Annotated in this window: 11 protein-coding genes; 3 read left to right on the plus strand and 8 right to left on the minus strand. The window is 72.7% G+C overall.

The genetic code is table 11. The features are described 5' to 3' along the window. Positions 1 to 346: acetyl-coenzyme A synthetase N-terminal domain-containing protein (locus ACFPM7_RS30100; RefSeq protein ID WP_378251235.1), on the minus strand; the 346-nt coding region annotated here is incomplete at its 3' end. A gap of 406 nt (positions 347 to 752) precedes the next feature. Between ACFPM7_RS30100 and ACFPM7_RS30105 the strand changes: the two genes are divergently transcribed. Beyond that, positions 753 to 2,051, plus strand: coding sequence for a GGDEF domain-containing protein (locus tag ACFPM7_RS30105; protein WP_378251236.1), 1,299 nt, complete (start codon positions 753 to 755; stop codon positions 2,049 to 2,051). On the opposite strand, the gene ACFPM7_RS30110 is transcribed toward ACFPM7_RS30105, so the two are convergent. Next, complete coding sequence (locus ACFPM7_RS30110; protein WP_378251246.1) at positions 1,999 to 2,589, minus strand: GNAT family N-acetyltransferase; 591 nt, start codon at positions 2,587 to 2,589, stop codon at positions 1,999 to 2,001. The two genes, ACFPM7_RS30105 and ACFPM7_RS30110, sit on opposite strands and share 53 nt — an antisense overlap. Before the next feature lie 94 nt (positions 2,590 to 2,683). On the opposite strand from ACFPM7_RS30110, the gene ACFPM7_RS30115 reads away from it, so the two are divergent. Beyond that, entirely contained in the window at positions 2,684 to 3,412 is a 729-nt protein-coding gene (locus ACFPM7_RS30115; protein ID WP_378251237.1) for an oxidoreductase, read from the plus strand. Between the two features lie 4 nt (positions 3,413 to 3,416). Here the strand turns inward: ACFPM7_RS30115 and ACFPM7_RS30120 are convergent, their stop codons facing one another. The 6 genes from ACFPM7_RS30120 to ACFPM7_RS30145 form a co-directional block, all read right to left on the minus strand. After that, positions 3,417 to 4,340: an N-acetylmuramic acid 6-phosphate etherase gene (locus ACFPM7_RS30120; RefSeq protein WP_378251239.1), complete on the minus strand. Its 924-nt coding sequence runs from the start codon at positions 4,338 to 4,340 to the stop codon at positions 3,417 to 3,419. A 31-nt stretch (positions 4,341 to 4,371) separates the two neighbouring features. Beyond that, a complete protein-coding gene (locus ACFPM7_RS30125) occupies positions 4,372 to 5,289 on the minus strand; it encodes a MurR/RpiR family transcriptional regulator (protein WP_378251240.1) in 918 nt (305 codons plus the stop codon). Positions 5,290 to 5,456: 167 nt separating this feature from the next. Continuing rightward, entirely contained in the window at positions 5,457 to 7,160 is a 1,704-nt protein-coding gene (locus ACFPM7_RS30130) for a serine hydrolase domain-containing protein (RefSeq protein WP_378251241.1), read from the minus strand. A gap of 7 nt (positions 7,161 to 7,167) precedes the next feature. Then, positions 7,168 to 8,397, minus strand: a complete 1,230-nt coding sequence (locus tag ACFPM7_RS30135) for an exo-beta-N-acetylmuramidase NamZ family protein (protein ID WP_378251242.1) — start codon at positions 8,395 to 8,397, stop codon at positions 7,168 to 7,170. Continuing rightward, complete coding sequence (locus ACFPM7_RS30140) at positions 8,394 to 10,196, minus strand: glycoside hydrolase family 3 protein (protein ID WP_378251243.1); 1,803 nt, start codon at positions 10,194 to 10,196, stop codon at positions 8,394 to 8,396. Before ACFPM7_RS30140 ends, ACFPM7_RS30135 begins: the two co-directional genes overlap by 4 nt. 485 nt (positions 10,197 to 10,681) lie before the next feature. Further along, entirely contained in the window at positions 10,682 to 11,491 is an 810-nt protein-coding gene (locus tag ACFPM7_RS30145) for an HAD family hydrolase (RefSeq protein WP_378251244.1), read from the minus strand. Positions 11,492 to 11,836: 345 nt separating this feature from the next. On the opposite strand from ACFPM7_RS30145, the gene ssd reads away from it, so the two are divergent. After that, positions 11,837 to 12,655, plus strand: an 819-nt coding sequence (ssd, locus tag ACFPM7_RS30150) for a septum site-determining protein Ssd (RefSeq protein WP_378251245.1), incomplete at its 3' end; no start/stop codon positions are given.

Raw genomic sequence — 12,655 nt, forward strand, 5'->3', positions numbered from 1 at the left:
TGACGGTGCGGGTGTCTCCGGGCTCGCCTTCCCAGTGCAGGGCGACGCGGTCGCCGTTGCCCGCGGTGACGTGGCGGTCGACGCAGTTGTGGGCGACGTTCAACGTGCCGCCGATGAACCACTTCGCAAACGGCGCATCCGACCAGTCCAGAACCTGCGACCACTCACCAGCCCACTCCAGCCGACGGGCCTGGGCCTCCCAGAACGCGAGGCGGTCAGCAGCGGCCTCGTCGTAGGCGTCGGCCTTGACATTGGCCTCGGCGGCGACCTGGTCCGGAGGCGGGAACACCCGCGTCTCGGTCGACAGGTTGTCCAACGCCGGCCGCGAACCGGACTGCTCGACCATGGGGTGCCCTCCTCGTCGGGGTGTGCGCACGCGGCCACGAATCTAGCCCCTACCCCACCCGCCCGATAGTCCGGACACCGAAAAGGTTTAGACCAATACCGTCACCTCTCCGCAGGCCCAGGCCCGATTGGGTGAACGCCGCGCGGTCGCCCGATCGCCCTACCAGCCTGGGGACCGTTCGCCCTGCCCCTCGGCCTCACTCACACGAGCCCGGGTGCGTGAACACAGCCGGTGGTGGGGGGTGCTCCGTTCGGTTGGCCTTGGGGCGTTCGACGGATCGCGACCCCCCGACGACGTACCGTGGTGGGCGTTGCGGCCGCGATCGGGTCGCTTGACGTGGCTGTTCGGCCTCCTCTGGGGAGTGGGGGCCTGCGGTGCGGACCCGGTGCGGCGCGGGAGGGGGATCATGGACCGCCGAAGCGGCGCGGGTGTGCGGGTGTCGGCACTCGTCGTGTGGATCGCCGGGTGCGCCGTCGTCGCGGCCGGGTGGGCGATGCGCACCGTTGGCGGGACGCCGCCGGACGCCGAGTCGTGGTGGCTGCTGCTGGTGATCGTCGCTGCCGCGCTCATGCACGCCGAGGCGACGCGCCCGCCGCAGGAGCGCAGGCGGGTCGCGCACCTCGCGGTCGCCGTCGAGCACGGGGCGGTGTGGGCGCTCTGCGGGGCGCTGGTGCTGCCCGCGCCGCTGGCCGTCGTGCCCGCTGTCGTCGTCGCCGGGCTGGGCTACGTCCGGCACCGGGGGATGGTCGAGGCGTGCGCGCTCATCGCGGCCGGGCTGGTGGCGCACCTGGTCGCCGTCCTCACCCCCGCGCGGCGCTGGGTCGCCGAGGGCGGGCTGCCCGCGGGCGAACTCGCGGGCGCCACCCTCGGGCTGGCCGGCGCGGTCGTCGGGTTCTGGCTGGTGTGGCGGGTGCTGCCGGGCATCGGCAGAGCCGTGCGCGGCGACCTCGCCTGGACCGACCTGCTGACCGGCCGCGACGACCGGGGCGACCTGCTGATCGTGCTCGCGCTCGGGATCATGGCCGGGTGGTCCAGCGGCGTCGGGCACGGCGCGCCGCTGGTCGCGGTGGCCGTCGTGGCGGCCGGGGTCACCCGGCGCGCCCAGCGCATCGCTGAACTCACCCGCGAGCGCGACCGCTTCGAGCTCGACGCCCTGCACGACTCGCTCACCGGCCTGGCCAACCAGCGCGGCTTCAACCCGGCCGCCGCGCTCGCCCTCGTCGCCGACCAGGCCAGGCGCAGGCCGACCGCGGTCCTCATGCTCGACCTCGACGGCTTCCGCGGTGTGAACTCCCGCCTCGGCCACCTGGGGGCCAACGAGGTGCTCAAGGCCTTCGCCGCGCTGCTGCGCGCCTCGGTCCGCCGTGACGACCTGGTCTGCCGGTGGGGCGGGGAGGAGTTCTCCATCGTGCTGCCCGGCGCCGACCGCGCCGACGCGTGGGCGGTCGCCGAGCGCATCCGCCGCGCCGTCGAGCGGATGACCGTCGAGCTGACCCCGGCCCGCGGCCTGGGCACCGAGCGAGTCGGGCGCTTCACCGTCTCCGGCGGCATCGCCCTGTCCCCTGTGGACGGAACCGACCTCACCACGCTCCAGGTGCACGCCGACCGCGCGCTGGCCGCGGCGAAGAACGGCGGCCGCAACCAGATCCGGCTCACCCCCGCGCAGACCGAAGTGGACGCAACCGGTCTGCCAACCGGTCCCTGACCGCGGGCCACTCCTCGGCGGTCACCGAGTAGACGACCGTGTCGCGCAGCGTCCCGTCCGGCCGGATGCGGTGCGCCCGCAGCACGCCCTCGCGGACCGCGCCGAGGCGCTCGATCGCCCGCTGCGAGCGCTCGTTGCGCAGGTCGGTGTGCCAGCCGACGCGCAGCGCCCCCATGGTCTCGAAGGCGTGCCCCATCAGCAGCAGCTTGGCCTCGGTGTTCAGCGCCGTGCGCTGCCAGCGCGCGCCGATCCAGGTGTGTCCGATGTAGATGCCGCGGTGGCGGGCGTCCACCTCGTAGTAGGAGGTCGTCCCCGCGACCTCGCCGGAGGCGGCGAACTGGGTCAGCGGGAAGCGCGTCGGGTCGGCGAGCGCGTCGGCGACCTGGGCGTCCATGTCGGCCTGCGCGGTCGGGTGGCCCTTGCTCAGCCACGTCCAGATCGATGGGTCGGCCCCCGCGGCGAACAGGCCGGGGGAGTCGGCCATGGTGGTCGGCGCCAAGCGCACGTGCGTGCCGGTGAGAGTGGGCAGCGTGTCCATCACCTCCCCGACGGTATCCGTGAAGTGGCATTGCGACACCGTCCACTAATGGAGAGTTTCGGAAGGCCACTTGTTCCGCCGGTAGGGTCGCGGCGTGAGCGATCCCCTGGCCGCCCTGCTCGACCTCCCCGGCGTGAGCGACGCGGTCGCCGCCGCCCGCGCCGCCGTCGCCGAGGTGCACCGCCACCAGACCAACCGCCGCGGCTGGCCGGCCACCGCCGCCGAGGCGTCGGTGCGGGCTGCCCGGGCCTCGGCCGCCCTCGACGGCGGCCCCACCGACATCCCCGAGGAGGGCAGGGTCGCCGACCCCGTCCTCGCCGGCGCCCTGCGCGCCGCCGAGGCCCTGGGCCCGCTGCTGCCGACCTGGGAGCGGGCGCCCCTGCAGGCCCTGGCCCGCCTGCACGTCCTGGCCGCCGCCGACCTCGCCGAGCGCGACGACCTCGGCAGGCCGCGCCCGGGGTCCGGCCAGCGCCTGGAACTGCTCGCCGACCTGGTCACCGGCGGCACGAAGGTGCCCGGACCGGTCGTCACCGCGGTCGTCCACGGCGAACTCCTGGCGCTGCGCCCGTTCGGCGCCGCCGGCGGCGTGGTCGCGCGCGCCGCGGCCCGGCTCGCCATGATCGCGACCGGGCTGGACGTCAAGGGCCTCGGCGTGCCCGAGGTGTTCTACCTGCGCCGCGCCACCCGCTACCGCGAGCTGGCCGACGGCTTCGCCACCGGCGACCCCGAGCGGCTGGCCGAGTGGATCGTCTTCGCCTGCGAAGGGCTCACCGACGGCGCGCGCGAGGCGGCGAGCATCGCCGACGCGGCCGTCACGGCGTGATCAGCTAGACCGCGTGCGCGTTGAGCAGGCCCAGCGCGCCGCGGACGTGCCCGCCGCTGTCGCGCAGCGCCTCGGCGGCCCGCCGGATCTCCACGCCGGAGAGCAGGTGCACCAGCGCCGTCTTCAGGTCGCCGTGCGCCTCGGTCAGCGCCGTGGAGCACTCCTGCATGCCGAGGCCGGTGGCCTCGCGCAGGATCCGCAGCGTGCGGCCGCGCAGCTTGGCGTTCGTCGCTCGGACGCTGACCATCAGGTTCTGGTAGGTCCGGCCCATCCGCACCATCACCGCGGTCGAGAAGGACGTCAGCACCACCTTCTGCGAGGTGCCCGCCTTCATCCTGGTCGACCCGGATATCGCCTCCGGCCCGGTGTCGACCGTGACCAGCACGTCCACCCCGGGGGGCGCGACGGCGTCGGGGTTGTTGGACACCAGCGCCGTGGCCGCGCCCCGGGCGTGGGCCGCGGCGAGCGCGCCCAGCACGAACGGTGTGCGCCCGGACGCGGTCAGCCCGAGCACGAAGTCGCCGGGACGGGCCGAGACCATCGCCTCGGCCCCGGCGCCCTCGTCGTCCTCGGCGTCCTCGACCGCGTGCCGCAGCGCGCGGTCGCCCCCGGCGTGGTGCACGGCGAACCAGCCGTCCGGCACGTCGAAGGTCGGGCGCAGCTCGGCGGCGTCGAGGGTGGCCAGCCGCCCCGATGTCCCCGCGCCGACGTAGTGCACGCGGCCGCCGCCGTTGAGCGCGGCGACCGCGAGGTCGACGGCGCGCGCCAGCTGCGGCAGCGCATCGCCGACCGCGCCGGGGACCTGGCGGTCCTCGGCGTTGATCTGCTGCAGGACCTCCAGGGTCGGCAGCGTGTCGATATCGGTGGTGCGCGGGTTTCGCCGCTCCGTGGGGGAATCCACGTGCACCGACTGACGAGGGAGAATCATCTGCCCAGCCCCTTCCCCGCGCACCCGTTCATCACTTGCCGATGTCCCGCGGCTTGCGCCGCCCGTCGTGCCGGGTCTCCATCCGGTGGGCGGAGACCGCGTCCCTGGTGGCGTCCAGCGCCGTGATCGACTGGTCCATGTGCCGCTGGGCGATGCCGATGAACAGGCAGTCGACCACGGTCAGCTGAGCGATCCGGCTGGCCGTCGCGCCCGAGCGGAAGGTGGTCTCCCGCGCGGCGGTGGTCAGCACGTGGTCGGCCATGTCGGCGATGGGAGAGGTGGGGTAGTTCGTCAGCGCCACCGTGGTCGCCCCGTGCAGGCGTGCCACCCGCAGCGCCTCGACGGTGTCCGTGGTCGCCCCGGTGTGCGAGATCGCCACCGCCACGTCCTCGCCGGTCAGCACCGCCGCCGACGTCAGCATGATGTGCGTGTCGTTCCATGCGAAGCAGGTGCGGCCGATGCGGTGCAGCTTCTGCTGCAGGTCGGCGGCGACGAAGGCGCTGGCGCCCACGCCGTAGACGTCGACCCGGCGCGCGCCCGCGATCGCGTCGACGACCTTGGAGAGCACGTCGATGTCGAGCTGGTCGGCGGTCTCCTCGACGGCTCGGGAGTCGGCGAAGGTGACCTTCCCGACGACGGTCTTCAGGTCGTCCTCCGGGGCGATCTCGCCGCCGAGGTCGCGGTCGGCGCGGGCTTCGGTCCGAGCGGTGTCCGCGGCCAGCGCGATGCGCAGCTCCGGATAGCCGCCGACGCCGATGGCCTTGCAGAAGCGGGTAACAGTCGTCTCACTGGTCCCAGCCGCCTCGGCGACCTCGGTGATGCTGCGCCGCGCCACGGTGGACGGGCTGTCGAGCACCACCTTGGCCACGCGCTGCTCGGCCCGGGCGAGGCCGGGCAGCAGTGAGCGAATGCGGACGAGTGGACTTGACTCGCTGTGTTCTGTCGTCATGTGACTCGCACTCACGTGGGAAACTTACTAACCGTCAATGGCAAGGACAAGGCGGTGCATCACATCCGGTCGCCAGGCTACCCGGACGCGTTCGTTGGGGCAGGCGCCCCGGTCGGGGGCTTGCAAACCGCATCGCTGGACGAACGCGGATTGTTAGCACTCGAAGGTCAACGAGTTTCGAGCGTCCACCCGAGCGGACGCATCCGGTGGGGTTGTTTCTCGCCGTCGAGGAGGGTCTGATCACCGTCGGTCACAAGAACGCGGTCCAGGTGAATTCCTCGACCGATATAACGACTGTCTGTGACCGATTGCCATCGGATGGTGATCCGGTCCGCCTCCGGAAGATTCGCGTGGACCCTCCACCAACTACGGTGCCCGGAGCCCGCGATCTGGGTCACATCACCGCTCGGCGCGCCGGTCCCGGCCACCCGGAGAACAGCCGTGCGCCACGCGCTGCCGTCGGTCGAGTACTCCAGCGTGAGCGGGTCGCTCTCCTCGGAGTCGACGAAGACGTCGAACGACACCGCCACCGGACCGCGCGGGGCCAGCTCCGGGGTCGCCAGCGTCGCCGTGCTCGCGTCCTCCTGGGCGGCGAACCACGACGTGCGCCCGACCCGCGGCGGCACCGCCATGGCCCGCGCCAGCCCGGTCGCCCACGTCTCCCGCGCCTTGTTGATCGAGCCCCACGACCGGCTCGGGTGCACCCGGTTGGTCAGCAGGATCGCGATCGAGCGCGACGCCGGGTCGATGACCATCGACGTCCCGGTGAAGCCGGTGTGCCCGGCGGTGCGCGGCCCGGTCAGCCCGCCCATGTACCAGCGCTGCGCCAGCTCGAAGCCCAGGCCGTGGGCGTTGCCGGGGAACTCGGTGTTGTAGTCGGTCAGCATCTCCCGCACGGTCGCTGCCTTGAGCACGCGCGTGCGCCCGTACTTGCCGCCGTTGAGGATCGTCTGGCCGAGGACAGCGAGGTCGCGGGCGGTGGAGAACACCCCGGCGTGGCCCGCCACACCGCCCAGCGACCAGGCGTTCTCGTCGTGGACCTCGCCGCGGACCATCCCGCGCGGCGGGGTCGCCTGGAACTCCGTCGCCGCGACCCGCGCGGCCGAGGCGGGGTTGTAGCCGGTGTCGCGCAGGCCGAGCGGCCCGGTGATCCGCCGCTGGAGGAACTCGTCCAATGGGTGTCCGGACACGCGCTCGACCAGCACGCCGAGCGCGATCAGGTTCAGGTCGGAGTACACGTACCTGCTGCCTGGGGTGTGCGCGGGCGCGCGTTGCAGCGCGGCCAGGAAGCGCGACTCGCGGTCGGGCCAGTCCCGCCACAGCGGTATCCACGGCTCCATGCCCGAGGTGTGGGTGAGCAGCTGCTCGACGGTGATCTCGGCCTTGCCGCCCGCGGCGAACTCCGGCACGTGCTCGGCCACCGGGTCATCGGTGCTCACCCGGCCGTCCTCGACCAGGCACATCACCGCCAGCGAGGTGAACAGCTTGCTGACCGAGGCGACGTCGAAGACCGTGTCCGGCCGCATCGGCACCTGCTGCTCGGGCGGCAGCTCGGTGCCCTCGGCGTCGGCGTAGCGCACTGCCTGCCCGACCGCCGAGTGGTGCACGACCATCCCGTCGTGCACGAGCAGGCCCACCGCGCCCGCGAACAGCGGGCGCTCGGGCGCGGGTCTGGTGTACCCGGCGATCGCCTCGGCCGCCGCCGCGATCGGGCCGGGGGCCAGTCCGGCGCGTTCGGGCGTCGCGTCCCGCAGCACCGCGTCGGCGAACCCGCGGTGCTGCCGGTCGAACCGGCTCACCCCGCGTTCGGCCGCCGCCGTGCTCCCGGACATCGTGATGACCACCATCGCGAGCACGGCCGCAGTGCGCATCTCCACCTCACCGGTACAGCAGGTACGGACGTCGGAGCCGCTCGAAGGCGGCCAGCTCTCCGGCCCACGCGCGCACGACCGCATCGACGCCCGCACCGGCGTCGACCATGCGGCGGAGGCGGTCGGAACCGGACAGCAGATCGATGAAGTTGTCCGGGCGCCAGGCGAAGACGTCCGGATAGAGCCGCTTGGCGGTGACGATCATGGCGACGGCGGTGCGGATCGGGTCGAGCCCCGCGCCCGGGTAGAGCTGCACGCCGCCGCAGGTCCGGCCGGTGAACTTGCCGAAGGTGGGGGAGAAGTACTGCTCGCGGAAGCGCGCGCCGGGCAGCCGCAGCCGGTTCAGCTCCTCGGCCCAGCGCCAGTCCAGGCCGGGCGCGCCGATGATCTCGAACGGCCGGGTCGTGCCGCGGCCCTCGGAGAACACGGTGCCCTCGAACAGGCAGGTGCCCGGGTAGACGAGCGCGGTCTCCGGGGTGGGCATGTTGGGGCTCGGCAGCACCCAGGACAGGCCGGTGCGGGCGAAGTCGTCCGAGCGGCGCCAGCCCTCGGCCTTGACCACGATCAGCTCCCGCAAGCGCTTGCCCGCATCGGTGGGCAGGTACTCGGCGTCGAACAGGCGCGCCAGCTCGCCGACGGTCATGCCGTGCTGCTGCACGATCGGCTTGCGGCCGACCCCGGAGGCGTAGGCCGGGTCCAGCACGGGGCCGTACGGCGTGCCGCCCACCGGGTTGGGGCGGTCGAGCACGATGAACGCCGCGTCCGCGATCACCGCGGCGTGCATGGCGGTCAGCATCGTCCAGATGTAGGTGTAGAAGCGCGCGCCCACATCCGCGATGTCGAAGACGACCGTGTCCACGCCCGCCTTGGCGTACTGGCCCGCGAGCTTGGCCGCCGACGCGCCGTAGGCGTCGTAGACGGGGATGCCGGTGCGCGGGTCCAGGTAGTCGCCCTCGGAGCCGCCGGCCTGCGCCGTGCCGCGGAAGCCGTGCTCGGGGCCGAAGACGGCCAGCGGCCTGGGCATGGCGTCGACCAGGTGGGTGCCGTCGCGCAGCACGCCGGTCGGGTTGGAGACGACGCCGACCTTGCGGCCCGCCAGGAGCTTCCAGCGCTGGGCGGCCAGCACGTCGACGCCGGGGAGGACGCCGCGGTGGGGGTCGGCGGCGGCCGGCGCCGCCGTGGTCAGCAGGGGGACGGCGGCGGTCGCGGCCAGGAACCGCCTGCGCTGGAGGCTCACCAGCTCAGTCCGTGGCCGAAGGGGTAGCGCTCGACGGACGGATCGGCGCCGTCGGGGACGGCAACCGGGAGCCTGCCGACCGGGCTCGTCCGGCCCAGCAGGACCTTGGCCAGGGAGTTCATCGAGACCCCGCGCCAGGAGTAGGTCGCGACCCAGGTGGGTGCGTCGACGAAGCCCGCGTCGTAGGGGACCTGGGTGGCGACCGCGACGATCGGTTTGCCGGTGGCCAGCAGCCGGGTCAGCAGGGTCCGCTGCTGGGTGTTGGCGGACAGGTTGTTGGTCAGGACGACGACGGTGTCGGCGTCGGCCGCGGCCGCCTCGGCCTGGGCGATCACGGCGTCGGTCGGGCGCGAGCCCGTCGGCAGGGCGGTGCCGCCCAGCGCGGTCGCCAGCTGCGTGGGGGTCTTGGCCTGGTTGACCGTGTCGCCGATGCCGACCACCAGCACGTCACCGGGGGCTGCCAGGGGGAGTACGTCGTCGTCGTTGCGCAGGACCGTGGTGGTGCGGTCGGTCAGGGCTTGCACGGCGGCGAGGTTCTGCGGTGTGCCGACCTTCTTGGGGAGCGCGCGCTCGTCCACCAGCGGTCGGGCGATGATGCCGCGCTCCCACTTCTGCTTGAGCACCCGCCGGACGCTCTCATCGATGCGCGCCTCGGCGATGCGGCCCGAGCGGACGGCGTCGAGCACCGCGTCGTAGGCGAGCGGGAAGTCCGCGGGCATGAGCAGCTGGTCGACGCCCGCTTCCAGGGCCATCACCGGGATCTCGGCGTCGTCGAACATCTCCCGCACACCCTGCATGCCCAGCGCGTCGGTGACGATCAGGCCGTCGAAGCCCAGTTCCTCGCGCAGCAGGTCGGTGAGGATCGGCCTGCTCAGCGTCGCCGGGACGCCGCTGGGATCGAGGCTGGGGAACTGGATGTGCGCGGTCATGATCGAGTCGATGCCCGCGGCGACGGCGGCCCGGAACGGCGGCAGGTCGACCGCGCGCCACTGCTCGGCGCTGCGGTCGATGCGCGGCAGGCCGGTGTGGCTGTCGGTCGCGGCGTCGCCGTGGCCGGGGAAGTGCTTGGCCGAGGAGGACACGGTCTCGGCGGGCTTGCCGTCCTGGAAGCCGCCGATCTGCGCGGTGACGAGCCGGGCGGAGAGATCGGGGTCGGAGCTGAAGGAGCGGGCCCCGATCACCGGGTTCAGCGGGTTGGAGTTAACGTCGGCGACCGGCGCGAAGTTCTGGTTGACGCCCATCGCGCGCAGCTCGCGGCCGTTGACCGCCGCCGAGGTGCGCGCGTCGCGCTCGCTGCGGCCCGCGCCGATGGCCATCGCACTGGGGTGCTCGGTGGCGGGCGCCTCGACGCGGGTGACGTTGCCGCCCTCCTGGTCGATCGCCACGATCAGCGGCAGGTGCGGGCCGGAGCGCAGTGCCGCGCGCTGTAGGCCGTTGGAGAACCTGGCCAGCTGGGCCGGGCTGTCGATGTTGTCCGTGCCGCTGTTGTTGAAGTAGATGACGCCGCCGACGTGGAAGCGTTCGACCACCTCAGCGGGGGTGCCGACGCCGTAGTGCGCCAGGTTTGTCGGGTGCTCCTCGGTCGCCGACTTGCCCCACACCGTGGCGACGAAGAGCTGGCCGACCTTCTGCTCCAGCGGCATCCGGCGCACGGCGCGGTCGATCCAGGACGACATGGACAGCGGCTCCGCTGCGACGGGGGTCGGCGGCGGGGGCTGGGGGGTCACGGCCGCGGCGCCCGCGGCCGTGGCGGCGGTCAGGACGACCGCGGCGGCGAGCGCCGCTCGGGCGGTGGGCACCGGTGCCTCCTCTAGCGGAAAGTTGTTCACCAAGAACGACTTCCCGTCGGAAGTTACCCACGGCGCTCGGGCTGGTCAACGCGCCACTCGGGGGAATCACCCCCTGAACAGGGATTGGGCGGCCCCACCCAGTGGGTGGAGCCGCCCAAGTCCTCAGCGCGAGCCACTCAAGTTACCAAGCGTGCAACGTAGTCGTACATTCCTGGACTCGGCGCCCGGCGTCCCGGTACGCAGTCCCTTGACGACATGCCTCCCGCGGCGTGCTGCGCGTGGGTGCTTGGTGCTCGCGCACGGAGCTCGTACCGGGGTGGAGTGGAACTTCTCTTCGTTCCGTCCCTGGCCGATCCGAAGTCCGCAACTCCCTTTGTACTCAGTGAAGAAGGTCACTTCAAGGGCACGTTCGGGTGCACCGGTACAGACGCTTCTGACCCCCCGTGAGCGGGCCTGGATGTGGTACCGCCGAAGGGGTTGTCCTCGTGGGACGGTCAGCGGCGCTTCCTTCGGTGGAGGCCGTACCAAGCCGCTCCGGCGGTGGCCACCGCGCCCAGTCCGATGGCGGTGACGGCTACCGCGGTTCCGGACGGGACGGTGAATCGCGAACGCAGCGAAATCGGCTTGGTGAAGGTCAACACCGGCCATCCGCGCTCACCCGCGACCCGCTTCAGCGCGCGGTCGGGGTTGACCGTGCTCGGATGGCCGACGGCTTCCAGCATCGGCAGATCGGTGCTGGAGTCGGAGTAGGCGTGGCAGTCGGCGAGGCGGTAACCGCGCTCGTCGGCCAGCTCGCGCATGGCGGTCGCCTTGTTCTCGCCGTAGCAGTAGAAGTCGATCTCGCCGGTGTAGCGGCCGTCCACGGCGACCATCCTGGTGCCCACGCTGTGCGTCGCGCCGATCATCCGCGCGATCGGCGCGACGATCTCCTCCCCGGATGCGGACACGACCACCACGTCGTGACCGAGTTCGTGGTGCTCGGTGATCAGCTCGGCGGCCTCGGCGTAGACCAGCGGGTCGACGATGTCGTGCAGCGTCTCCTCGACGATGGCCCTGACCTGCTCGACGTCCCAGCCGGTGCACAGCGCGGTCAGGTGCGCCCGCATCCGCTCGACCTGGTCGGCGTCGGCGCCGGAGACGGCGAAGACGAACTGCGCGTAAGCGCTCTTGAGCACCCCGCGCCGGTTGATCAGGCCGCCCTGGAAGAACGGCCTGCTGAACGCCAGCGTGCTCGATCTGGCGATGACGGTCTTGTCGAGGTCGAAGAACGCGGCGATGCGGCCGGGGGCCTGGGGGTCGGGCACGGCGTCAGCATAAAGACAGCGCGTGATGATCCGGATGGCGCAGGACCCCCGAGCCGGATGGGCGACGACCGCCCTCAGTTCCTGCGGTCTTTCTGTCGGATCTGGCCTACCGCGAGGCGCAAAGAGCTACAGTACCCGTACCCCGGCCGCGTGCCGGGAGGGTTCAGTCCGACCCCCCGGGGCTGAATCTCAGACGACCCCCGCCCCTCCCCCCTGGCGGGGGTCGTCCCCTGTCCGGAGTCCAGTGTGGCGCGATCTGTCCACAGCTGCGAATCCAGGTGGCCGCCGTGCCCGCTCCCGGCGAATCGTGGATCTCAGGAACTCCACGACACGAGGGAGACAGCCATGCCCCGCCCCATCGCCTGCCTGCGCGCCGAAGCCGTCGCCGACGAGGTCCTCCGCCTCGCCGCGGTGGCCTCCTGCGAACTCGACCGCGCAGCCGACCGCACCGAACTGAGCGCCCACTGGTCCTCCCCGCCCCTGGTCATCGTCGACGACCCGAGCTTGTGCCACGGCCTCCCCAAACGCGACGGAGTGCTGGTGCTGCACCAAGGCCCACCCTCTCCCGCCTTCCTGTCGGCATCCTTCGACGCGGGCGCCACCCGCGTCCTCTGCCTCCCCGACGACACCCCCTGGCTCAGCGGCGCCCTGGCCGACGCCGCCGAATCCCTGCCGGGCCAAGCTGGCCCGGTCATCGCCGTCATCGGCGGAACAGGCGGCGCGGGCACCTCCACCTTCGCCGCCGCCCTGGCCCTCACAGCCGCCACCACCGGCACCCCCACCCTCCTGGTCGACTGCGACCCCCTGTCCGGCGGCATGGACCTCCTCCTGGGCGCCGAAGACGCGGAGGGCCTCCGCTGGCCCGACATCACCCTGACCTCCGGCCGAATCTCCGCCAAGAACCTCACCGCCGCCCTCCCCACCGCCCCCCTCCCCACTTCCGTCTTCCCCGCTCGCCCACACCGCCATGCGACTCCCCATCCGCAAATAGCCCCCCACACCCGCCCGCACCCCCACAACAACCCCCGTTCCCACCTCCACGACGACGCCCGTTCCCACCTCGCCAGCAGCACCCACACCCACCTCCACAACAGCCCCTACCCCGACTCCAGCCCCTACCCCGACTCCAGCCCCCACCCCGCCTCCCGCTCCCACTCCCCTGCC

It is taken from the genome of Actinokineospora guangxiensis (genome assembly GCF_042657845.1).
Classification (GTDB): Bacteria; Actinomycetota; Actinomycetes; order Mycobacteriales; family Pseudonocardiaceae; genus Actinokineospora; species Actinokineospora guangxiensis.

What these genes read in the sequence shown, in the direction of transcription:
- ACFPM7_RS30110 (WP_378251246.1), bottom strand. Translation starts at nt 2,589, where the DNA reads ATGGACACGCTGCCCACTCTCACCGGCACGCACGTGCGCTTGGCGCCG.
- ACFPM7_RS30130 (WP_378251241.1), bottom strand. Translation starts at nt 7,160, where the DNA reads ATGCGCACTGCGGCCGTGCTCGCGATGGTGGTCATCACGATGTCCGGG.
- ACFPM7_RS30125 (WP_378251240.1), bottom strand. Translation starts at nt 5,289, where the DNA reads ATGACGACAGAACACAGCGAGTCAAGTCCACTCGTCCGCATTCGCTCA.
- ACFPM7_RS30105 (WP_378251236.1), top strand. Translation starts at nt 753, where the DNA reads ATGGACCGCCGAAGCGGCGCGGGTGTGCGGGTGTCGGCACTCGTCGTG.
- ACFPM7_RS30120 (WP_378251239.1), bottom strand. Translation starts at nt 4,340, where the DNA reads ATGATTCTCCCTCGTCAGTCGGTGCACGTGGATTCCCCCACGGAGCGG.